Below are 20,570 nucleotides of genomic sequence, written 5' to 3'. Positions count from 1 at the left end.
CGCCGCGTCATGACCACACTTACCTCCACCACGGACACCGTCACGCGCGACGCCCTCGCCGTCCTGCAGCCGGGGTTCGCCGGCACCACCGCGCCGGACTGGCTGCTGCGCCGAGTCGGCGAGGGACTTTCCTCCGTCGGTCTGTTCGGCCGCAACATCGAGACGCCGGAGCAGCTCTCCGCGCTCACCGCCCAACTCCGGGTCGAGCGGGACGACGTACTCGTCGCGATCGACGAGGAGGGCGGTGACGTCACCCGGCTCGAGGTGCGTCACGGGTCGTCCTTCCCCGGCAACCTCGCGCTCGGCGCCGTCGACGACCTGGGGCTGACCCGTGCGGTCGCTCGGGAGCTCGGCCGCCGGCTCGCCGAGTGCGGCGTCAACCTCAACTGGGCGCCGTCCGCCGACGTCAACTCGAACCCGGGCAACCCGGTCATCGGCGTACGGTCCTTCGGAGCCGACCCGCACCTGGTCGCCCGGCACACCGCCGCGTACGTGGACGGACTCCAGGCCGCCGGGGTCGCCGCCTGCACCAAGCACTTCCCGGGGCACGGCGACACCGCGGTCGACTCGCACCACGCGCTGCCCCGCATCGATGTGGACCTCGACACCCTGCACGCCCGTGAGCTGGTGCCTTTCCGGGCGGCGATCGCAGCGGGTTCCAAATCGGTGATGAGCGCGCATATTCTGCTTCCCGCGCTCGACCCCGACCGCCCGGCGACGCTGAGCCCGCAGATCCTCACCGGTCTGCTGCGCGAGGAACTGGGTTACGACGGGTTGATCGTCACCGACGGCATGGAGATGCAGGCCATCTCCTCGACGTACGGGATCGAGCGCGGTTCCGTCCTCGCGATCGCCGCGGGTGCCGACGCGATCTGTGTCGGCGGCGGGCTGGACGACGAGGCCACCGTGCTGCGGCTGCGCGACGCGCTGGTCGCGGCGGTACGGACCGGCGAACTGCCCGAGGAGCGGCTGGCCGACGCGGCGGCACGGGTACGTGCCCTCGCGTCCTGGACGCAGCGGGCGCGGGGTGCCGTCCCGGAGCCGGACGCGGCGACGCAGGAAGGGACCGCTCCCGGCACCGGTATCGCCTCCGACATCGGCCTGGTGGCCGCCCGTCGTGCGGTGCGGGTGACCGGCACGGCCGAACCACTGACCGAGCCGGCGTACGTCGCCGCGTTCACCCCGGTCGCGAACATCGCGGTCGGCGACGAGACCCCGTGGGGCATCGCGGCCGAACTGGCCCAAATCCTGCCGGGCACCGGCACCGACACCTGCAACAGTGAGACCGAGGCGCCCGTGACAGCGGTCCTGGACGCCGCGGGGGACCGCCGCATCGTCGCGGTCGTCCGCGATGCCCACCGCCACCCGTGGATGACGGACGCCGTGGACAACCTGATTGCCGAGCGTCCCGACACGGTGGTCGTCGAAATGGGTGTCCCCCAGGAGTCGCCGAGAGGCGCCCTGTACGTAGCCACCCACGGCGCAGCCCGAGTCTGCGGCCAGGCAGCCGCAGAGGCCATCACGGGATTGTCCGGCCCGTCCGGAGCCTGACCCGGGAACGGTCCACACGCCCGTCAGGGGTTGGTCACTGCTCGCCGGTGAGTGTGCAGGAGGTTGGGTCAGCTCGATCGTGTGCTGGTTTGCCCGATGGCTTGCGGCACGCTGGGCCGACCGGGTTAGAGGGCGCGCGGATAGGTGGGGCGGCGTCGCGTGCCGATGGGCGGCGCCTGGCGGCGTTGTCGTCGGTCGACGACTCCCCCATAGCCCGAAAGGCAGTGGGAGGGGCCCCCTCCGCGTCGCCTCCCTCCTCCGCCTTGCCAGGCTTGCCCCTCGCCCCGCTCCTTCCTCCACCCCACCTATCCGCGCGCCCTCTTAACGTGATCCTGCGATCTGGGACGCCGGGTACGGCGTCAGTGTGCAGGGCCCCCGTTCCACCGGAGTGATGGCTCGGAGCTTCCCTGCCGCCATTGGCCGTACCCACCTGGCCAGGTCGCGCAGGGAACTGGCCTCCCGGGATCGGACCACGCACGGGATGCGTGTCGCCGCCCCGGGGTTGAGTACGCCGGGGACCAGTGCGCCCAAGACCGTTCGGGGCGTGCGGCTGAATGGACTCACTCCTGCTCAGTCTCCAGGAACGGTTCCGACCCCGGTCCGGCGTTCGAGGACGACGCGCAAGCCGGTCGTGCATCCGGCACACTCCGGCACACGAAAGGGCCGGGACACCCCGCACGGTGCCCCGGCCCTTTCGAGCTCTTAGATCCCCTGCCACCGCGGCTTCGCCGCATACGTGGCCCGGAAGTAGTCCGCCAGCTTCAGCTTCGACGCTGCGGCCTCGTCCACGACCACCGTCGCGTGCGGATGCAGTTGCAGGGCCGACGCCGGTACGAACGACGCTACCGGCCCCTCCACTGTCAGCGCCACCGCCTCGGCCTTGCCCTCGCCCGTCGCCAGCAGGATCGGGTGGCGGGACTCCAGGATCGTGCCGATGCCCTGCGTGATGACGTGGTGCGGCACCTGGCTGATGTCGTTGTCGAAGAAGCGCGCGTTGTCGACCCGGGTCTGCTCGGTCAGCGTCTTGATCCGGGTACGGGACGCCAGCGAGGAGCACGGCTCGTTGAAGCCGATGTGCCCGTCCGTGCCGATCCCGAGCAGCTGAAGGTCCACTCCGCCCGCCGCGGCGAGCGCCTTGTCGTAGGCCTCGCAGGCGGCCTGGACGTCCTCGGCGGAGCCGTCCGGGCCCATGAAGGACTCCTCGGACAGTCCGAGCGGCTCGACGACCTCGCGCAGCACCACCGAACGGTACGACTCGGGGTGGCCCGACGGCAGCCCGACGTACTCGTCGAGCTGGCAGATGCGCGCACGCGAGGCGTCCACCTCGCCGGAGCGCACCTTGGCCGCCAGGGCCTGGTAGATGGGCAGCGGGGTCGAGCCGGTGGCAACGCCGAGAAGGGCGTCGGGCTTGCGGCTCAGCAGGGCGCCGATGGCTCCCGCGATGAGTTCGCCGCCTGCCTTGGCGTCCGGGACGATGACAACTTCCACGCGGGGCCTGCCGATCTGAAGAGTCTCTATGTGGTATAGACCAATCTAAGGCCAATCTAGCAGAGCCTGGCAACCCGCAGGCGACCTCCGGGTTCCCTTCGCCCTGCGGGATCTCCTGTACCCCGTGGTCGGACGGGGAGGAGCTGCATCGCCGCTCTCTTCTGCTCCGGCGCCGATCTGCTGCACGGCCCGCTCGCCATGGTCGACAACATCTCCCGGGTGATCGCCGTCATCACGGACGGCCGCGGCGGCAAGGCCCTCCGGTCGGTCCTGGACCGGTCGTGCGGCTGCGGCGCGGACCTCTCCATGGTCGGCCCCCAGGCCCAGGTGGAGGCGGCGTCCGCGGGATTCGTACGGCCGGCGGCCGGGGTCGCCGAGGAGGTCCAGCCGATCCTGGAGATCCTGCCGCTGCAGATGCCTGCGTACGAGGTGACGATCTCCCCGTGGCCAGGACCCGGACGCGCCCCGTGCCCTGGCGGCGGTCACCGAGACCTGCTGACCCGTGCCGGTCTCCGGCGGGAGGCCCGCAGAAACACCCGCGGGCCGCGGCGCCAGGACGGGACCCTCAGCCCGTCCGGCACCGCAGCCCGGAGTTGCTCGGCCGGCGGTGTGCGGTGCCTCCGGCCGGGGAGGTGCCGGCGCAGTCAGGGCAGAGAGCGCGGGTACCTCGATCCACTCTCCTGTGCGGGGAGAGCGGAAGCTCTGACTTGAGCATTGTGGACTAGACCATTCTCGTCTGTCCATCCATCGGAGCACGCCAATTTCCGGCCCCTCTCCCCTTGCACGCACAAGCAGGTCGTTCGGTTCGGAACCATCGCGTATCCACAGGTACGCTCGCACACGTGCCCTCCATGAACGACCTCGTCCGCCAGCACACAGCCCTCGGCGACACCGACCTCGAGTGGCTGCATCTGCTGGTCTCGGAGTGGCAGCTGCTCTCCGACCTGTCCTTCGCCGACCTCGTCCTGTGGGTGCCCACCCGCGACGGGACCCGCTATGTGTCCGTCGCCCAGATGCGGCCCAACACGGGACCCACTTCGTACCAGGACGACATGGTCGGCCATCTGGTGCCGCGCGGCCGCCGTCCGCTGCTGGACGCGGCGCTCGACGAGGGCCGGATCGTGCGCGAGGGCGACCCGGAGTGGCGCGAGGAGGTGCCGGTTCGGGTCGAGTCGATCCCCGTACGCCGCGAGGGCCGGGTTCTGGCCGTCATCGCCCGCAACACGAACCTCCTGACCGTCCGCACGCCTTCACGGCTGGAGCTCACCTATCTGCAGTCGGCCTCCGACCTGGCCCAGATGATCGCCGCGGGGGCCTTCCCGTTCCCGGGCCAGCAGGTCGACATGGATGCCTCGCCGCGCGTCGGTGACGGCCTGATCAGGCTCGATGCCGACGGCGTCGTCCAGTACGCCAGCCCCAACGGCCTTTCCGCGTACCACCGCCTGGGTCTTGCCTCCGACCTCGTCGGACACCACCTCGGCCGGACCACTGCCGAACTCGCTCCCTCCCGCGGCCCGGTGGACGAAGCCCTGGTCAAACTGGCGAGCGGTTACGCACCCCGCGAGTTCGAGGTGGAATGCGCGGGCGGCGTGATCCAACTGCGGGCGATCCCGCTCAAGCCCAAGGGAGTCCGGATCGGCTCCCTGGTCCTCCTCCGTGACGTCACCGAACTGCGTCGCCGCGAGCGCGAGTTGATCACGAAGGACGCCACCATCCGGGAGATCCATCACCGGGTGAAGAACAACCTCCAGACGGTGGCTGCCCTGTTGCGTCTGCAGGCCCGGCGGATGGAGTCCACGCAGGGCCGTGAAGCCCTCAACGAGGCGGTACGGCGCGTCGGTTCGATCGCCATCGTCCACGAGACGCTGTCCCAGAATCTGGACGAGCGGGTCGAGTTCGACGAGATCGCCGACCGGGTCATCGCGATGGTCTCCGAGATCTCCCCGGGCCGGGTCGTCTGCCGGCGTAATGGTCGCTTCGGCATCCTCGATGCGGAAGTGGCCACTCCGCTCGCCATGGTGCTCACCGAGGTGCTGCAGAACGCCCTGGAACACGCGTTCACCGTCGGCCAGACCGGCACGGTTGAGGTCTCGGCGGTGCGCGGCGGCTTGTCGGCCGAGGCGCGATTGCTGATCACCGTCCAGGACGACGGGTGCGGGCTGCCCGAGGGGTTCGACCCGCAGCGGGCCGGCAACCTGGGGCTGCAGATCGTACGGACGCTGGTGGAGGGCGAGTTGAGCGGATCGTTCGGCATGGTCCCGGCCCCCGAGCGCGGCACCCGGGTGGTCCTCGACATTCCGGTCCGCGCGGAGAAGTGACCGGCCGCCGCCGGGGCGCACCCGGCGGACGGCGGATACGGGAACGCGCAAAGCAGTGGGCCCGGACCGTTGATCACGGTCCGGGCCCACTGCTTCATGCGTGCGCTTTTGGGGTGCTGCGCGCTGCGACTCGGGGGGCGGGTTCGTGCGTACGCTCTGTACGCGCCGCCTGACTGAGGCTCGTAGCGGTGGCGTCGAATCAGGCGCTGGCGTTACGCGCCCGGTTGCGAGCGGCACGGCGCTTCATTGCGCGGCGCTCGTCCTCGCTGAGGCCACCCCAGACGCCGGAGTCCTGGCCGGACTCGAGCGCCCACTGCAGGCACTGCTCCATGACGGGGCAGCGACGGCAGACGGCCTTGGCTTCCTCGATCTGCAGCAGCGCAGGACCGGTGTTGCCGATGGGGAAGAACAGCTCGGGGTCTTCCTCACGACAAACGGCGTTGTGACGCCAGTCCATGGCTGCTACCTCTCCTTGGTATTACATACACGTTGCTTGTGAATGTGAACGCTTTCACGAATCCCCCCGCAGGTGATGGGCCGACGCCCAGATGAACTGGTTGTGGTCCTGTGCAAGTGAGGAGGGGTTCTGGCTCTCAGTGGAGGCTGTTGTTGCGGGCCGTCCCGATCGCCATGTAGAGATTCGCAAACCTCGGCGGCGGATACAACCCCTTCTGGAAACTTTTTTTTGATTCCTCGGTGTCGGCTAGGTCACAGCCGTACTTCCATGGGGTGGAAGCCAGTCCAAACGTTCGAGTTAAAGGACTTTGGGCCCTTCCGCTCACACAATCACACGCAGTGCACGGCGTACGCCTGTGAACGTCACACTCGTACGCAGGCCCAGGTGGTCACCGTCCATCTGGAAGGGCAGCGGGGCCTTTGAATGCAAGGTGAAGTCCGTGAGGTCATGGAGTGAAACCGCGTGCTTGCCGTGCGGGCCCCTCTCGGGGGTCGAGGTGAGCAGCTGGGTGCCGTACCGGGCGACCGCCGGAGTGGAGAGGCGCTTCAGCCCGAGGATGTCCAGGGCGGTGTCGAACGACGCCTTCGGGGATGCGTACATCGGGCGATTCCCCAGGTAGGTCCAGGGGGCGGTGTTCGAAATTATGGAGAGCGCGAGATCGGTGACCGGGTCCTGGCCGGGGATGTCCAGCGTGATCACCCCGTGCCGCCGGTGCGGCTCCTCCAGGAACTGCCGGACCACCTGGCGCACGTACAGCGCATGCGTGGACCGCTTCCCGAGTTCGCGCTTCTGTTCGACGCGGCCGACCACGCCCGCGTCGAATCCGAGACCGGCACAGAACGTGAACCAGCGTTCGGGGACCGACTCGTCCTCGGTGCCCGGCGTGCCGGCCGCAAGTCCCAGGCCGACCGTGCGTTCGGTCCGGTTGGCGAGCGCGTCCAGGATGGCGCCGGTCGCCTCCACCGCGTCGTTCGGCAGGCCGAGGGCGCGCGCGAAGACATTGGTGGAGCCACCGGGGACCACGGCCAGGCTCGGCAGGCTGTCCATGTCGGGACCGCGGTGCAGCAGGCCGTTCACGACCTCGTTGACCGTGCCGTCGCCGCCGAGGGCGACGACGAGGTCGATGTCGTCCGAGTCCGCGGCCCGCCGTCCCAGGTCCCGGGCATGCCCTCGGTACTCCGTGGTCACCGCCTCCAGCTTCATCTCGCTGGCGAGCGCGTGAATGAGCACCTCACGGGTGCGCGCACTGGTGGTGGTAGCAGCTGGATTGACCACGAGGAGTGCACGCATGACCGCCAGACTACCTACCGTGCGGTACCGGTCTGAAGTCCCGCCCCCTGCCCTTCACGTTCGGTGACGGCCCGGCTGCGAGGAGCTCGGGCGCGGCACCCCGGCCCGGACCCCGGCTTCGCTTTCACCGGGACGGGATGTCAACCTGCAAGGGTGAGTACTCAGCAGAACACGCCGTCCTCGTCGCCCATGGCCGAGCCGACGAAGCCGGCCAGGATCACTCTCGTGGCCGGGCTCAATGTCCTCGAAGGGGCGGCGCTCGCCCTCGGCGGGATCTACATGCTGGTCATGGGGCTGCTCGGCCAGCCCGAGAGCCCGCAGCAGGCGGAGACGGGCGGGCTCACTCTGATCGTCCTGGGCCTGATCCCGCTCATCGCGTCCCGCGGACTGATGCGGCGGCGCAGCTGGAGCCGTGGCCCGGCGCTCATCACACAGATCATCGCGCTGCCGGTGGCCTGGACGCTGCTGCGGTCGCACGGCGCGCTGATCCCGGCCGGGATCGTCCTCGCCGCGGTTTCGCTGACGGCGCTTTTCCAGCTGGCCAGGCCGGCGACCCGGGAAGCGCTCGGCATCCGGGGACCGGGCGCGACGCCGGAGGCGTGACCCCGCAGCACGGCTCGTCCGCAGCCAGGGCGTGTTTCGAAAGTCCCGCCTGGCCAGCCCTACGGGGGACGACGCTACTTTCGAAACACGTCCCGGTGCCGTGACCGGCAATGTGCGCCCCACGATGCGACGGGGCAAAGCTTGCCGGGAGGGGCACTAGGCGCGGAGGCGCACCCGTGCGACTGCTGAACCACAGCACCCGCAGCCCGTCCGGCTACTCCTCGACGAGCAGCCGCTCGCGCAGCTGCGCCAGCGTGCGCGCCAGCAGACGCGAGACATGCATCTGCGAGATGCCGACCTCCTGCGCGATCTGCGACTGGGTCATGTTGCCGAAGAACCGGAGCAGCAGGATGCGCTTCTCCCGGGGCGGCAGGTCCTCCAGCAGCGGCTTCAGTGACTCCCGGTACTCGACGCCCTCCAGCGCCTCGTCCTCCGAGCCCAGCGTGTCCGCCACCGCCGGGGACTCGTCGTCCGTGTCCGGCACGTCGAGCGACAGTGTGCTGTACGCATTGGCCGATTCCAGGCCCTCCAGGACCTCTTCCTCGGAGATGCTCAGCCGCTCCGCCAGCTCGTGCACCGTGGGCGACCGGCCGTGCTGCTGGGAGAGCTCGGCGGTGGCCGTGGTGAGCGAGAGGCGCAGCTCCTGCAGCCGGCGCGGCACCCGGACCGCCCAGCCCTTGTCGCGGAAGTGGCGCTTGATCTCGCCGACGACGGTCGGCGTGGCGTACGTCGAGAACTCGACGCCCCGGTCCGGGTCGAACCGGTCCACCGACTTGATCAGGCCGATGGTGGCGACCTGGGTCAGATCGTCGAGCGGCTCGCCGCGGTTGCGGAACCGGCGGGCCAGATGCTCCACGAGCGGCAGATGCATCCGCACCAGCCGGTTGCGCAGCTCGGCCTTCTCCGGTGAGCCGTCGGGGAGTTCCCGCAGCTCGTAGAAGAGCGCCCGCGCCCCGCTGCGGTCATGTGGATCGTGGTGCCCGTGCTCGCTCATCTGGCCTGCCCGCTCCGCCTGCGACTGCTCCACCGCGACCGTACGGACCACCGGCCCGTCCGCCCCGTCCACCGGATGGGGCAGGGCCTGCTGCTCCGGGATGCCTGCTGCTCGCACCACCCCTGGTCGGATCGTCTCGTCCCGCACCGGACCGTCCCCGTTCCCGTTGCTCACGCCGGCCCGGGTCCCGCGCCGCGCTGTTTGTACAGGCTGATGCTGACCGTACGGTCATCGGCGACCGTGGAGTCGACCTTGCCGGCCAGCGCGGAGAGCACCGTCCAGGCGAAGGTGTCGCGCTCCGGGGCCCGGCCGTCCGTCGTCGGGGCGGCCACGGTCACCTCAAGGGAATCGTCGACGAGCCGGAACACGCAGCTGAGGACAGAGCCCGGCACGGCCTGCTGAAGCAGGATCGCGCAGGCTTCGTCGACCGCGATGCGAAGATCCTCGATCTCGTCGAGAGTGAAGTCCAAGCGCGCTGCGAGACCGGCCGTGGCCGTACGCAGCACCGACAGATAGGCACCCGCAGCGGGCAGCCGGACTTCCACGAAGTCCTGATTCCCGGGCTCGCCTGCGATCTGGGACACCCTCACCTCCAAGGTGGCACAAACTCATTCGAGGTTCCGGGAGGGTGCCCCGGAGCCATGCGGTACGTCTTCGGTTCTTGGCCCGGCGACGCTATCGCGATCCATGATGCCGTGTCGCCGGGACCCCACCCCAACAACTGTCACTCATGGTAAACCCATGAGTACGCACAGTGGCTAGAGGTCTGCGACGGTCAATTACGAAGAACCGGCGCCGGTTTGACGTACCCAGGCGTCAGACGATCGAACCGTCCTCGAAGCACCAGCGCCAGCTCTCTCCCGGCTCGAAGCTCCGCATGACCGGATGGCCGGTCTCCTTGAAGTGTCCCGTCGCGTGCTGCAGGGGCGACGAGTCGCAGCAGCCGACATGGCCACAGACCAGGCAGAGCCGCAGTTGCACGGGGTGGGTGCCCGCGGCAAGACATTCGGGACATGTGGCATCGAGCGGGACAGGCTCGGGGCTCGGCAGTTCGAGAACGTGCAGGCACTCACTCATGATTGTCAGGTTACGACGGATGCGAGGACCGTGAGATGGACGCATTGCCCCTGGTGGCACTGGTCGCGGCCAGTGCCGCGATCGCGGGCGCGGCGAGGCGCACCCCGGTGCCGGCCCCGCTGCTGCTGGTGACCGCGGGGCTGCTCGCCTCCTACCTGCCCGGGGTGCCGACGTACACCCTGGACGCGCACATCGTGCTGCCGCTGCTGCTGCCGCCGCTGCTCTACACGGCTGCGGTCGACAGCTCGTATCTCGATCTGCGGGCCAACATCAGGCCGATCGCCCTGCTCTCCGTCGGCTACGTCCTCTTTGCGACCTTCGCGGTCGGCTGGCTGGCGTACTGGCTCGTGCCCGACCTGCCGCTGACCGCCGCGCTGGTGCTGGGCGCCGTCATCGCGCCGCCGGACGCCGTCACGGCGGCCGCCATCGCCCGTCGGGTGGGGCTGCCCGCCCGGGTCACGACGATCCTGCAGGGCGAGTCCCTGGTGAACGACGCGACCGCGATCACCGCCTTCAAGGTGGTGCTGGCCGCAGCCGTCGGCGAGGGCATGAGCTGGGGAGCCGGGATCGGCGAGTTCTTCCTGGCGGCGGTCGGCGGTGTCGGGGTCGGCCTCGTGCTGATGGTGCCGCTGCACTGGCTCCGTACCCATCTCAGGGAACCCCTGCTGCAGAACACCCTGTCGCTGCTGATCCCCTTCGTGGCGTACGCGGCGGCGGAACGGGTGCATGCCTCCGGAGTGCTCGCCGTGGTGGTCGTCGCGCTCTACCTGGGGCACCGCTCCTGGCAGGTCGACTTCGCGACCCGGCTCCAGGAGGCGGCCGTGTGGAAGATGGTCGCCTTCATCCTGGAGTCGGCGGTTTTCGCGCTGATCGGACTGCAGTTGCCCTTCGTGCTGAAGGGGCTCGGTACGTATGCCGTCGCGGAGGCGCTCTGGTACGCGGTTGCCGTGTTCCTCGCCGTCGTCGTGGTCCGCTTCGTCTGGGTGTACCCGGCCGCGTACCTGCCCCGCTGGCTCTCGCGCCGGATCAGGGAAGGCGAACCGGAGACCAACTGGACCTCGCCCCTGATCGTCGGCTGGGCCGGGATGCGCGGCGTCGTCTCGCTCGCCATCGCCTTCTCCATTCCGGTGGTGACGACCGCAGGGGCCCCCTTCCCGGCCCGCAACCTGGTGCTCTTCCTGACCTTCACGACCGTCATCGGCACGCTGGTCATCCAGGGGCTCACCCTGCCGCTCCTGGTGCGCGTCCTGAAGCTCCCCGGGCGCGACGCGCAGGCCGAGACCCTCGCCGAGGCACAGGCCCAGAGCGAGGCGTCCGCGGCCGCCGGGGCGCGCCTGGAAGAGCTCCTCCAGGACCCGCGCAACTGCCTGCCCGGACCGCTCACCGACCGGCTCCGCGCCGTCCTGGAGCGCCGCCGCAACGCCGTGTGGGAGAGGCTCGGCGCCTCCAATCCGCTGACCGGGGAGTCGGCGGACGACACCTACCGGAGGCTGGCCGGCGAAATGATCGAGGCCGAGCGCACCGTCTTCGTCAGGCTGCGGGACGAGCGCCGGATCGACGACGAGATGCTGCGGAACCTGCTGCGGCGGCTGGACCTGGAGGAGGCGGCGGCCTACCGGGAGGAGTCCGACGCTCCCCAGGGCTGACCCGTGACGACAGCGGCGACCGTGGTGCCCGGAGCGAACGCGCCCTCCTGGGCGAGTGTCGTCAGTCCATAGAGCAATTTGGCGACATAGAGACGCTCGACGGGCAGCCCGTGCCGGTCTTCGAAGTCGTCGGCGAAGGCGTGCAGCTCCGGTGTCGTCCGGGCATAGCCGCCGAAGGTGAAGCGCTCGTCCAGCGACCACGCCCCGGCCGGGCCGCCGAACGCCTCCCGCTGCAGCTCCCGTACCGCGTCCCCGAGGAAGCCGCCGCGCAGCACCGGGATACCGAGTGCGTGCTGACCGGGTGCGAGGCCCGCGGCGAGACCGGCGAGGGTGCCACCGGTGCCGCACGCGACCGCGACCACATCGGCCCGGCCGCGCAGCTCTCGCCCCAGCGCTGTGCAGCCCTGTGCGGCCAGGGTGTTGCTGCCGCCCTCCGGGACGACGACGCACTCCCCGCAGTCGCTCAGCAGCCCCGCCAGGACCGCTGGATCGGTCTTCGCGCGGTACGTCGCACGGTCCACGAAGCGCAGACGCATGCCGTCCGCCGCGCACTGCGCCAGCGACGGGTTGAGCGGGCGGCCGGCCAGCTCGTCGCCGCGCACGACACCGACGGTCGGGAAGCCGAGCAGTCGGCCTGCGGCAGCGGTGGCACGCAGATGGTTGGAGTACGCACCGCCGAAGGTCAGCACGGTGCGCCCGGCGGCGGCCGCCAGGTTGGGGGAGAGTTTGCGCCACTTGTTGCCCGGCAGATCGGGGTGGATCAGATCGTCGCGTTTGAGCAGGAGCCGGACGCCGTGCCGGGCGAAGCGCTCGTCCTCGGCCGGTTGCAGGGGTGACGGGAGCACCGGCCGCAGCCGGGAGAGGGCGGGCGGGTCCAAGGGCATGAGCCCATTGTCGCCCGGCACCCCGGTGACCTCGGGCGGGGGCGTGCGGCTACGTCAGCGGGTCGTGGATCCGGGCGCGCAGGCAGTCCGTCGTGAAGCCGCGCGGATCGACCTTGCGGGGCTGCCACTCCCGGTGCCCATCCTGTGGTTGCGGTTGTGCGTACGCCAGTCGTCGACCCGGACGACGGTGAGCCCTTCGTTCATCAGGGCTTCGAGGAAGGTGCTCGCGGACATGGGTGAGGACATGGCCGTCTCCTTGGTGCGCGTGGGGAGCGAATCCTTACAGCGCTTGTACCGGAGTGCCGGACTCCGGGCCATTCCCGGGCCCTCTGTTCGGGCGGCGTGCGAGCCGATCCGGTCAAGTCCGCGAGCACCCACGGCGGTTCAGTCCTGGGCGAGCCACAGGTCGGGGCCGAACACCTCGTAGTGGATGTCGGACGCCGGGACACCCTTGGCCAGCAGCTGGGTGCGCACGGCCCGCATGAAGGGCAGCGGTCCGCAGAGGTACGCGTGCGTGCCGGGCAGGACCGGAATGCTGCCCAGGTCGACCAGGTCGGTGCGGTCGGCCGGGTGGCCGGGCTCCGGGTTCTCGTACCAGAAGTGTGCTGCGGCGTCCGGCAGCTTGGCGGTGAGCTGCGCATGGTCGGCGCGCAGGGCGTGGTCGGCCGGGGAGCGGTCGCCGTGCACGACGGTGACCGGGGCCCGGTGGCCGGTCGCCGCGAGGTGCTCCAGCATCGACAGTATCGGGGTGCAGCCGATGCCCGCGGAGGCGAGCAGCAGCGGGGCGTCGACGGCGTCGATGACCAGATCGCCGTACGGGGCGGAGACGCGCAGCCGGTCACCGGCCCGGGTGGTGGCGTGCAGGTGCGCCGAGACCTCGCCGTCGGGCGAACCGCCGCCGTGCACCCGCTTGACGGTGATCGAGTGCAGCTGGGACCCGGGACCGCAGGTAAGGCTGTACTGCCGAATCTGCCGGGCTCCGTCGGGCAGTTCCACCTGCACGGAGACGTACTGACCGGGCCGGAAGGCGGGGGCGGGCGCGCCGTCGGCCGGGCGAAGCTGGAAGGTGGCGACGTCGTCGTTCTCCTCGATCCTCGCGACCACCTCCCATTCACGCCAGACGTCACCGGCGACGAGGCCCCGCTGGGCGTAGAGCCGGTCCTCGATGGCGATCAAGGCGTTGGCCATCAGCCAGTAGACCTCGTCCCAGGCGGCCGCGACCTCCGGCGTGACCGCGTCACCGAGCACCTCGGCGATGGCGGCGAAGAGATGGGTGTGCACCACCTCGTACTGTGCGGCGGTCACGCCGAGCGAGGCGTGCTTGTGGGCGATGCGGCTGAGCATCACGTCGGGACGGGTGTCCGGGTGCTCGACCAGCTGGGTCGCGAACGCGGCGATGGACCCGGCGAGGGCCTGGCGCTGGGCGCCGGAGGCCTGGTGGCCGCGGTTGAAGAGGTCGCGCAGCAGCTCGGGGTGGGCGTCGAAGAGTTTGCGGTAGAAGAGATCGGCGATGTCCCCGATGGCTGCGCCGACGGCGGGGAGGGTGGCACGGACGGTGGCGGTCGACGACTCGGAGAGCATCGGGCGGACTCCTCAGGGTTTTGAATTGGTATTTCAGATTCTTATTTTGGGCAGAGGCGAGCCCGGGCTGTGCCGGGCGGGGGGTCAGTCGGCGGGACGGCTGCTGCTGATGCCGATCAGCAGGGGGCCGGTGGGGGAAGTGACGAGTTCGGCGACGGTGATCGGGTCGAGCGAGGCATAGAAGGCCTCCTCCGCCAGGCGCAGGGCGCCGCGCAGCCGGCAGGCCGAGCGCAGCGGGCAGGGGGTGCTGCCCTCGCAATCGACCACATCGCCGGGCCCTTCGAGCCGGCGGACGAGTCCGCCGATCGATGCGGACCGACCGGCTCCGGTGAGGGTGAGCCCGCCGCCGCGGCCGCGTCGCGCCTCGATCAGGCCGAGGTGCTGGAGCCGGGCGACCACCTTCGCGGTGTGGGTGTACGGCACCTGCATGGTCGCCGCCACCTCCCGGGTGGTCGGCGGTTCCTCGTTCTCCACGACGGCGAGGCGCATCAGTACGCGCAGCGCCACGTCCGTGAATCTCGTCAGCCGCATGGCCGTCACGTTAGATAACTTGCATCGAGGATGCAAGTTAATCGCCCCCGGAGACATCGCGGAGCGTCGTGCCCAGCCCAAAGCCCGATTAGTCACACTCTTTTGTGTAATGGCGTGCCGAGTCCCCGTACTGAAAGGCTTTTCACGCAGGTCAGCCGATGATCGAGAGGACGTCAGATGTCCGTTGGTGAAGAGGTTCAGAACGCGCAGGTATCGCCGCAGCAGAGTCTGGGCACGGCGGCCGCGCGGAACCTCGCGACGACCACCAAGTCCGCTCCGCAGATGCAGGAGATCACCTCGCGGTGGCTGCTGCGCATGCTCCCCTGGGTGCAGGTGCAGGGCGGCACATACCGGGTGAACCGCCGGCTGAGCTACTCGGTCGGAGACGGCAGGGTGACCTTCGTGCAGACCGGTGACCAGGTCACGGTGATCCCCGCGGAACTCGGCGAGCTGCCCGTCCTGCGGGACTTCGCCGACGAGGAGGTGCTTGCCGAGCTGGCCCGCCGGTGCGAACAGCGCGAGATCGCCGCAGGTCAGGTGATCGCCGCGTCCGGGGAATCGGCGGACCGGGTCTTCCTGCTGGCGCACGGCAAGGTCGAGAAGGTAGGCACCGGCCCCTACGGCGACGAGACCGTGCTCGGGGTGCACGCCGACGGGGCCTATTTCGGCGACCACTCGCTGATCGAGGGCGACGCCGTCTGGGAGTACACCGCACGTGCCGTCACAGCGTGCACGGTGCTCACGCTCAGGCGGGCGGACGTGCTCAACCTCGCCGAGCGGGCGGAGTCGCTCCGCGCGCATCTCACCGGGCTGCTCAACATCCCCCACCAGCGCACCAACAAGTACGGCGAGGCGGAGATCGACCTCTCCGCGGGCCATGTCGGTGAGGCCGTCGTGCCGCACACGTTCGTGGACTACGAATCTGCCCCTCGTGAGTACGAGTTGAGCGTCGCCCAGACCGTGCTGAAGGTCCACAGCCGGGTCGCCGACCTCTACAACCAGCCTATGAACCAGACCGAGCAGCAGTTGCGGCTCACGGTCGAGGCGCTCCGCGAGCGCCAGGAGCACGAGCTGATCAACAACCGCGAGTTCGGGCTGCTCAACAACTGCGACTACGGGCAGCGCCTCCAGCCGCACGACGGGGTGCCCAGCCCCGACGACATGGACGAACTGCTCTCGCGCCGCCGCGGATCGAAGCTCTTCCTCGCGCATCCGCGGGCCATCGCCGCCTTCGGCCGCGAGTGCAGCAAGCGTGGACTGGTGCCGGAGAGTGTGGAGATCGGCGGACACCATGTGCCCGCCTGGCGCGGGGTGCCCATCTTCCCGTCCAACAAGATCCCGGTCACCGACGCCCGCACCACGTCGATCATCTGCATGCGAACGGGCGAGGCGGAGCAGGGGGTCATCGGACTGCAGCAGACCGGCATCCCGGACGAGATCGAGCCGAGCCTCTCGGTCCGGTTCATGGGTATCGACGAGCAGGCGATCATCTCGTACCTGGTGACGGCGTACTACTCGGCGGCCGTCCTGGTGCCGGACGCCCTGGGCGTCCTGGAGAACGTCGAGGTCAGCCGCTGGCGCTGACGGTCAGAGGGCCCGGACCGGACCGCCAGGATCCGGTTCCGCGCCCGTGACGGCCTCGGCCCGGGGTGCGCCCGACCAGGGTGCCCCACCGCAATGACCGCGTGGAAACCACCCGCTCACCGAGTCCATCCATGCCCCGGGTCCGGATTGCTCCGGACCCGGGTGCTCACCGAAACCACCCACACCCCCGGTCCGGGGGTGCGCCTGACCGGGGTGCCCCGAGCCGGCGCACCCCGGTCAGAGGGTGCCCCAGGGGGAGCCTGTGACCATGATCAGTACGGACGCCGCCACCGAGGGCAACGAGGCCGCGGCGCTCCTGGAATGTGCCCGGAACCTCGTAGACCCACAACTGCGGGCCGCGGTCGAATCGTTGCCCGGATCCATCCGGCGCGTGGCGATGTACCACTTCGGCTGGGAGCACGCCGACGGCTCCGCGGCCGGCGGGCAGGCCGGCAAGGCGATCAGACCCGCGCTCGTCCTCGCCGCGACCAGGGCGTTGGGCGGCGACCCCGAGCGGGCGGTGCGGGCAGCCGTGGCCGTGGAACTGGTCCACAACTTCAGCCTCCTGCACGACGATGTCATCGACGAGGACCGGACCCGCAGACACCGTCCCACGGCCTGGACGGTCTTCGGTATCCCGGCCGCCGTCATCGCGGGCGACGCCATGCTCGCCCTCGCTCACCGGCTGCTCGCCGAGGACTCCCGCCCGGTGTCGGCGCGCGCCTCGGCCCGGCTCGCCGGCTGCGTCATCGAACTCTGTGCGGGTCAGCAGGCGGACTGCTCCTTCGAAAAACGCGGCCCCGACGAGGTATCGCTGGACGAGTGCCTTGCCATGGCCACAGCCAAGACCGGCGCCCTGCTCGGCTGCGCCTGCGCGCTCGGCGCGCTGTACGCGGGGGTGGGGGAGCGGGCGGTCGGCGCGATGGACGGCTTCGGCCGGGAGGCGGGTCTCGCCTTCCAGCTCATCGACGACCTGATCGGCATCTGGGGGACCCGATGCAGACCGGGAAGCCGGTCGGGGCGGATCTCGCCGCCCACAAGAAGTCTCTGCCGGTGGTCGCCGCACTGACCTCCCACACCCCGGCCGCGGCCGAACTCGCCGGGCTCTACCGGGGCTCCATGAACACGCCCGACGAGGTGAGCCGCGCCGCCGATGCCGTCGACCGGGCCGGCGGCCGGGACTGGGCACAGGCCTGCGCGGGGGACCGAATGGCCCGCGCCGTCCACCATCTGTCCCGGGCGGTTCCCGACTTGACCGCGGCGGGTGACCTGCTGGCCCTGGCGGAGTTCGTCACCCGTCGGACGCACTGACCGGAGGGAGGAGGGCGGCGGGGACCGGCCGGGCTCCCACCGGACCCGTATGGCTCCAACTCTGAGATTCTGTGCCGGTCGGTCTCTTCGGTTGAGGTCGCGCGAGTTCATGGGCGTGTGAGGGCGGGAGCCGGGCATGGGTGTACGGATGCGGCAGGCGGACGCGGCGGACCGGGAGCAGGTCCGAGCGCTGCGACCGCGACGGCGTTCCCGCCTATCTGGAGGCGAGCAGCGCGCGCAGCCGCCGACTCTACGAACGGCTCGGGTTCATCTTCATGGGCACGACCGTGGACCTTCCGGACGGCCCGGCAATGTGGCCCATGTGGCGGGAACCGCAGGCGGGCTGAGCCCCCATCGGCACGCAAGCGGAGGGCGGCAGGGGGACGCCGACGGGCACGGGCTACAGTCCCTGCCCATGACAGACGAGTCATGGGCAGGCTGGTATCGGGACCGCCAGGGTTCCGACGCCATCATCCTCACCACCGACGGACAGCAACTCCGCATCCGGATCCGGGGCGTCGATTTCGAGGGCGAGAGCTTCGACGACCTCGGACCGGTCCCCGGAACGCAGCCGGAGAGCGGCATGTTCGCCCTGGCGGACGGCGCGCTCACCGACTGCGTGCTGGAGTGGGACCTGCCACTGCCGGTGATCTCGGACGGCATGGTCCATCAGGCCACCCTCAGCTGCCTGCTGTCGCTGCGCCGCCCCGACGCCGATCTCCATCTGGAGCTGCACTTCGGCGGCGCGGTCTACGGTTCGCGCCGAGCCGAGTGCGACTTCGCCACCGCGCTCGCCACGATCCAGCGCATCCTGCCGCCCGGAGTCCGTCTGCAGACCTGCATCGCCTGTGCGTTCTCGGACTACTTCCCGGCGCCCGGCCGTGGACTGTCCGGTGGCCTCGCCTGTTTCCGGGGTGCCAAGGACGCGTACCGGGGGGCGGCGGGCGAGGACGACGTCATCGGTCTGTGGGACCGGCGGACCGGATTCGTCCAGGAGATCTGGAGCTGCCGTGAGTTCGAGGCGCGCCCGGCGGAGGGTTCGGGCACCGGACACCGCGGCGCGTTCCCCCTCGAACACGCCTGACCACTCTCTCGCCCGACGGCATGCCGGCCGACGCGCTGTGCCCTGTACCGGATGAACCTTCCCGGTGCGGGGCACAGCGCTTTACCGGCACCTCATTGTTCTACTAGCATGCGAACAAGGAGGTTTTCATGAACCGTAAGAATGCCCGCTGCGCGATCCTGGTCGCCTTGCCGTTCCTGCTCGCGCTCATCGTCGACCTGGCCCTCTTGGCCGCGTTCCGCGACCGGCTGCCCGGACAGTTGGCCAGCCACTTCGAGGCCGGCGGGCAGGCGAACGGCCATGCGGGCCGGACGTCGTACGTCCTCGTCACCGTCGTCCTGCTCGTGGTGACCGCCGCCTTGTGGGCCACCATGATGGTGAAGGAGAACTTCTCCCGCCGGGCCTACCGCCTGCTGGTCGCCGGGGGATACGCCTTCGCCGGATTCTTCGGCTATCTGATGGCCGCCGTGCTGATCGTGAACCTGGATGCCGGCGAAGGTGCGCCGGGTGTGTCGTTCCCGATGTGGCAGCTGGCCGCCGCCCTCGGTGCCGGCGCACTCGCCGCCGGTCTCGGATTCGTGCTGGCCGCACTGGGCCCCGTACCGCAGCAGCCGGACCGCTCCGCGGAGGCCATGGACGGAGAACGCATCGTGCTCGCCGACGGGGAGGTCGCCGGATGGGCGCGCAGCGCCGACAGTTGGTGGCTGCCGCTCGTCGCGCTCGGACTCCTCGTCCTCGGAGTCGTCCTCTTCTTCGTCGGCAACTGGTCCGTCGCTGTTCTGCTGCTGATCGTCGGCATGGTGCCGGCAAGCTTCGCCCGGCCGTACGTGAGCGTGGACCGGCGGGGCATCACCGTCTCCGGGATGTTGCCCTGGCCGCGCATCCGGGTGCCGCTCGAGCGGATCGAGGCGGCGACCAGCCGGGACATCAACGCCCTTGCGGAGTACGGCGGCTGGGGCTACCGCATCCGGCCCGGACGGACTGGGGTCATGATCCGCTCAGGCGAGGGGATGGTGGCGAGGCTGGTGGACGGGCGGGAATTCGCGGTGACCGTCGACGACTCCGCGACCGGTGCCGCGCTCCTCAACACCCTGATCGACCGGCGCCGGGCGGAGCACTGACCATGCTCTTCCGGGTCGATCCCACCTCCACCGTGCCGCTCGGCGACCAGATCGCGGCCTGCGTCCGCCGGGCCGTCGCCGACGGGGCAGCGGTCTCGGGCGAGCGGCTCCCCGCCGCCCGGGTCCTTGCCGAGTCCCTCGGTGTCAACGTCCATACGGTGCTCCGCGGCTACCAGCAGCTCCGCGAGGAAGGGCTGCTCGAGCTGCGCCGGGGCCGGGGTGCGGTCGTCACCGGCGGCGCCTCGCCGCACCGCGCCCGGCTGCTGGAACACGTACGCAAGGTGGTCGCGGACGCACGCGAGCTGGGCATGACGGAGGACGAACTGCTGGCCCTGATCCGTACCGAACTCGACCGCACATAAAGGACGTTGCGGGCAGAGTCAGCGCAGGCCGTCCCATCCCCAGCGCGGTGTCGGCCCGGGATCGCCGAGGTCTTCGCCGGCCGGGGACGCCGAGACATCGCGTGCGATCTTCGTGCCCCAGTCGAAGTACTCGACGACGCGGCGGCGCAGCAGCTCGTCGTCCGGCAGCTCCTTGTCGACCGCCGCCGTCATCAGCTCCATCCAGCGCAGCCGCTGTGGCTCGGTGATCGACAGTCCGAGGTGGGTGCGCAACAGGGCCTGGTGGCCGCCGAGCCTCGCCGTGTAGTCGGCGGGGCCGTCGAAGATCTCGGCCAGCCACACGGCGACATGCTCGATGTGCGTCGGGGTGAAGCCCGCGAAGACAGGGGCGAGCAGCGGGTCGGCCAGCGCCTCGTCGTAGAAGGTGTTGCTCAGCCGGCGCAGTACGCCGATACCGCCGACGGCCTTGTACAGCGTTTCCGGACGCTCGCTCACGCGGGTACCTCCATGGGGGCCCGACCCTCGCGGACCGCTGGGCCCAGCATCCATCAGGGGGCTCGGCCCCGCCGGGACCGTTCGCTGTCGGCGCATCAAGCGGGGGCACCCGTTCACCCGTTCCGTCCCCCTTCCCGCATGCCGCACGGGGCCCGCTCGCGCGGGTGCTCTGACGCCCCGCCCGGACCCCGCCGATTCCGCCCAGAGCGAGGAGTTGTTCCCAACTGCCCCGGCT

18 protein-coding genes and 4 pseudogenes are annotated in these 20,570 nt (G+C 70.3%); 11 read left to right on the top strand and 11 right to left on the bottom strand.

The features are described from left to right. The first annotated feature begins 9 nt into the window (after window positions 1-9). Window positions 10-1,551, top strand: a complete 1,542-nt coding sequence (locus AB0N06_RS28730; protein WP_366137580.1) for a glycoside hydrolase family 3 protein — start codon at window positions 10-12, stop codon at window positions 1,549-1,551. Between the two features lie 702 nt (window positions 1,552-2,253). On the opposite strand, the gene nagB is transcribed toward AB0N06_RS28730, so the two are convergent. Then, a complete protein-coding gene (nagB, locus tag AB0N06_RS28725; protein WP_366137579.1) occupies window positions 2,254-3,039 on the bottom strand; it encodes a glucosamine-6-phosphate deaminase in 786 nt (261 codons plus the stop codon). A 141-nt stretch (window positions 3,040-3,180) separates the two neighbouring features. On the opposite strand from nagB, the pseudogene AB0N06_RS28720 reads away from it, so the two are divergent. After that, window positions 3,181-3,538 (top strand): annotated as a pseudogene (locus AB0N06_RS28720) (glucosamine-6-phosphate deaminase); the annotation flags it as partial. A 352-nt stretch (window positions 3,539-3,890) separates the two neighbouring features. Next, complete coding sequence (locus AB0N06_RS28715) at window positions 3,891-5,357, top strand: PAS domain-containing sensor histidine kinase (protein WP_366137590.1); 1,467 nt, start codon at window positions 3,891-3,893, stop codon at window positions 5,355-5,357. Window positions 5,358-5,556: 199 nt separating this feature from the next. Here AB0N06_RS28715 and AB0N06_RS28710 read toward each other — a convergent pair whose 3' ends face one another. Both AB0N06_RS28710 and AB0N06_RS28705 read right to left on the bottom strand, forming a co-directional pair. Continuing rightward, window positions 5,557-5,814 carry a WhiB family transcriptional regulator gene (locus AB0N06_RS28710; protein WP_003953983.1) on the bottom strand — a complete coding sequence of 86 codons (258 nt, stop codon included), beginning with the start codon at window positions 5,812-5,814 and terminating at the stop codon, window positions 5,557-5,559. Window positions 5,815-6,135: 321 nt separating this feature from the next. Further along, window positions 6,136-7,104 (bottom strand): diacylglycerol kinase family protein, encoded by a 969-nt coding sequence (locus tag AB0N06_RS28705; protein WP_366137578.1) that lies wholly within the window; start codon window positions 7,102-7,104, stop codon window positions 6,136-6,138. Between the two features lie 153 nt (window positions 7,105-7,257). Between AB0N06_RS28705 and AB0N06_RS28700 the strand changes: the two genes are divergently transcribed. Next, on the top strand, window positions 7,258-7,707 hold the full coding sequence (locus tag AB0N06_RS28700; protein WP_366137577.1) for a hypothetical protein: 450 nt from the start codon (window positions 7,258-7,260) through the stop codon (window positions 7,705-7,707). A 214-nt stretch (window positions 7,708-7,921) separates the two neighbouring features. On the opposite strand, the gene AB0N06_RS28695 is transcribed toward AB0N06_RS28700, so the two are convergent. The 3 genes from AB0N06_RS28695 to AB0N06_RS28685 all read right to left on the bottom strand — a co-directional run bounded on the left by AB0N06_RS28695 (window position 7,922) and on the right by AB0N06_RS28685 (window position 9,778). After that, window positions 7,922-8,848 carry an RNA polymerase sigma factor SigF gene (locus AB0N06_RS28695; protein ID WP_366137589.1) on the bottom strand — a complete coding sequence of 309 codons (927 nt, stop codon included), beginning with the start codon at window positions 8,846-8,848 and terminating at the stop codon, window positions 7,922-7,924. 23 nt (window positions 8,849-8,871) lie between these two features. Further along, the gene (locus AB0N06_RS28690; RefSeq protein WP_030915678.1) at window positions 8,872-9,285 is read right to left on the bottom strand and encodes an anti-sigma regulatory factor; all 414 of its coding nucleotides are present in this window, start codon (window positions 9,283-9,285) and stop codon (window positions 8,872-8,874) included. A 232-nt stretch (window positions 9,286-9,517) separates the two neighbouring features. Continuing rightward, complete coding sequence (locus AB0N06_RS28685) at window positions 9,518-9,778, bottom strand: UBP-type zinc finger domain-containing protein (protein ID WP_366137576.1); 261 nt, start codon at window positions 9,776-9,778, stop codon at window positions 9,518-9,520. 35 nt (window positions 9,779-9,813) lie between these two features. Between AB0N06_RS28685 and AB0N06_RS28680 the strand changes: the two genes are divergently transcribed. Next, window positions 9,814-11,424, top strand: coding sequence for a Na+/H+ antiporter (locus AB0N06_RS28680; RefSeq protein ID WP_366137575.1), 1,611 nt, complete (start codon window positions 9,814-9,816; stop codon window positions 11,422-11,424). Here the strand turns inward: AB0N06_RS28680 and AB0N06_RS28675 are convergent. From AB0N06_RS28675 to AB0N06_RS28660, 4 genes and pseudogenes are all read right to left on the bottom strand, one after another. Continuing rightward, window positions 11,391-12,308 (bottom strand): pyridoxal-phosphate dependent enzyme, encoded by a 918-nt coding sequence (locus tag AB0N06_RS28675; protein ID WP_366137574.1) that lies wholly within the window; start codon window positions 12,306-12,308, stop codon window positions 11,391-11,393. The genes AB0N06_RS28680 and AB0N06_RS28675 overlap by 34 nt on opposite strands. Window positions 12,309-12,449: 141 nt before the next feature. Next, window positions 12,450-12,554 (bottom strand): annotated as a pseudogene (locus AB0N06_RS28670) (N-acetylmuramoyl-L-alanine amidase); the annotation flags it as partial. Between the two features lie 138 nt (window positions 12,555-12,692). Then, window positions 12,693-13,889 carry a globin domain-containing protein gene (locus AB0N06_RS28665; protein WP_366137573.1) on the bottom strand — a complete coding sequence of 399 codons (1,197 nt, stop codon included), beginning with the start codon at window positions 13,887-13,889 and terminating at the stop codon, window positions 12,693-12,695. An 84-nt stretch (window positions 13,890-13,973) separates the two neighbouring features. Beyond that, window positions 13,974-14,420: an Rrf2 family transcriptional regulator gene (locus AB0N06_RS28660; RefSeq protein ID WP_366137572.1), complete on the bottom strand. Its 447-nt coding sequence runs from the start codon at window positions 14,418-14,420 to the stop codon at window positions 13,974-13,976. 177 nt (window positions 14,421-14,597) lie between these two features. Between AB0N06_RS28660 and AB0N06_RS28655 the strand changes: the two genes are divergently transcribed. The 6 genes and pseudogenes from AB0N06_RS28655 to AB0N06_RS28630 all read left to right on the top strand — a co-directional run bounded on the left by AB0N06_RS28655 (window position 14,598) and on the right by AB0N06_RS28630 (window position 19,861). Further along, entirely contained in the window at window positions 14,598-16,004 is a 1,407-nt protein-coding gene (locus AB0N06_RS28655; protein ID WP_366137571.1) for a family 2B encapsulin nanocompartment shell protein, read from the top strand. Between the two features lie 268 nt (window positions 16,005-16,272). Further along, window positions 16,273-17,315 (top strand): annotated as a pseudogene (locus AB0N06_RS28650) (family 2 encapsulin nanocompartment cargo protein polyprenyl transferase). Between the two features lie 185 nt (window positions 17,316-17,500). Next, window positions 17,501-17,662: pseudogene (locus AB0N06_RS28645) on the top strand (GNAT family N-acetyltransferase); the annotation flags it as partial. A 68-nt stretch (window positions 17,663-17,730) separates the two neighbouring features. Then, on the top strand, window positions 17,731-18,399 hold the full coding sequence (locus AB0N06_RS28640; protein WP_366137570.1) for a DUF6304 family protein: 669 nt from the start codon (window positions 17,731-17,733) through the stop codon (window positions 18,397-18,399). A 128-nt stretch (window positions 18,400-18,527) separates the two neighbouring features. Beyond that, the gene (locus tag AB0N06_RS28635; RefSeq protein WP_366137569.1) at window positions 18,528-19,499 is read left to right on the top strand and encodes a DUF1648 domain-containing protein; all 972 of its coding nucleotides are present in this window, start codon (window positions 18,528-18,530) and stop codon (window positions 19,497-19,499) included. 2 nt (window positions 19,500-19,501) lie between these two features. Continuing rightward, the gene (locus tag AB0N06_RS28630; protein WP_366137568.1) at window positions 19,502-19,861 is read left to right on the top strand and encodes a GntR family transcriptional regulator; all 360 of its coding nucleotides are present in this window, start codon (window positions 19,502-19,504) and stop codon (window positions 19,859-19,861) included. Window positions 19,862-19,879: 18 nt separating this feature from the next. Here AB0N06_RS28630 and AB0N06_RS28625 read toward each other — a convergent pair whose 3' ends face one another. After that, window positions 19,880-20,335: a group II truncated hemoglobin gene (locus tag AB0N06_RS28625; protein WP_366137567.1), complete on the bottom strand. Its 456-nt coding sequence runs from the start codon at window positions 20,333-20,335 to the stop codon at window positions 19,880-19,882. Window positions 20,336-20,570: the final 235 nt, after the last annotated feature.

Origin of the sequence: Streptomyces sp. NPDC051020 (assembly GCF_040683105.1) — a bacterium.
Lineage (GTDB): Bacteria > Actinomycetota > Actinomycetes > Streptomycetales > Streptomycetaceae > Streptomyces.
This window is presented reverse-complemented; position numbering and strand designations above follow the sequence as displayed.

What these genes read in the sequence shown, in the direction of transcription:
- AB0N06_RS28710 (WP_003953983.1), bottom strand. Translation starts at nt 5,814, where the DNA reads ATGGACTGGCGTCACAACGCCGTTTGTCGTGAGGAAGACCCCGAGCTG.
- AB0N06_RS28705 (WP_366137578.1), bottom strand. Translation starts at nt 7,104, where the DNA reads ATGCGTGCACTCCTCGTGGTCAATCCAGCTGCTACCACCACCAGTGCG.
- AB0N06_RS28680 (WP_366137575.1), top strand. Translation starts at nt 9,814, where the DNA reads ATGGACGCATTGCCCCTGGTGGCACTGGTCGCGGCCAGTGCCGCGATC.
- AB0N06_RS28660 (WP_366137572.1), bottom strand. Translation starts at nt 14,420, where the DNA reads ATGCGGCTGACGAGATTCACGGACGTGGCGCTGCGCGTACTGATGCGC.
- AB0N06_RS28675 (WP_366137574.1), bottom strand. Translation starts at nt 12,308, where the DNA reads ATGCCCTTGGACCCGCCCGCCCTCTCCCGGCTGCGGCCGGTGCTCCCG.
- AB0N06_RS28630 (WP_366137568.1), top strand. Translation starts at nt 19,502, where the DNA reads ATGCTCTTCCGGGTCGATCCCACCTCCACCGTGCCGCTCGGCGACCAG.
- AB0N06_RS28635 (WP_366137569.1), top strand. Translation starts at nt 18,528, where the DNA reads ATGAACCGTAAGAATGCCCGCTGCGCGATCCTGGTCGCCTTGCCGTTC.
- AB0N06_RS28730 (WP_366137580.1), top strand. Translation starts at nt 10, where the DNA reads ATGACCACACTTACCTCCACCACGGACACCGTCACGCGCGACGCCCTC.
- AB0N06_RS28665 (WP_366137573.1), bottom strand. Translation starts at nt 13,889, where the DNA reads ATGCTCTCCGAGTCGTCGACCGCCACCGTCCGTGCCACCCTCCCCGCC.
- AB0N06_RS28715 (WP_366137590.1), top strand. Translation starts at nt 3,891, where the DNA reads ATGAACGACCTCGTCCGCCAGCACACAGCCCTCGGCGACACCGACCTC.
- AB0N06_RS28685 (WP_366137576.1), bottom strand. Translation starts at nt 9,778, where the DNA reads ATGAGTGAGTGCCTGCACGTTCTCGAACTGCCGAGCCCCGAGCCTGTC.
- AB0N06_RS28640 (WP_366137570.1), top strand. Translation starts at nt 17,731, where the DNA reads ATGACAGACGAGTCATGGGCAGGCTGGTATCGGGACCGCCAGGGTTCC.
- AB0N06_RS28655 (WP_366137571.1), top strand. Translation starts at nt 14,598, where the DNA reads ATGTCCGTTGGTGAAGAGGTTCAGAACGCGCAGGTATCGCCGCAGCAG.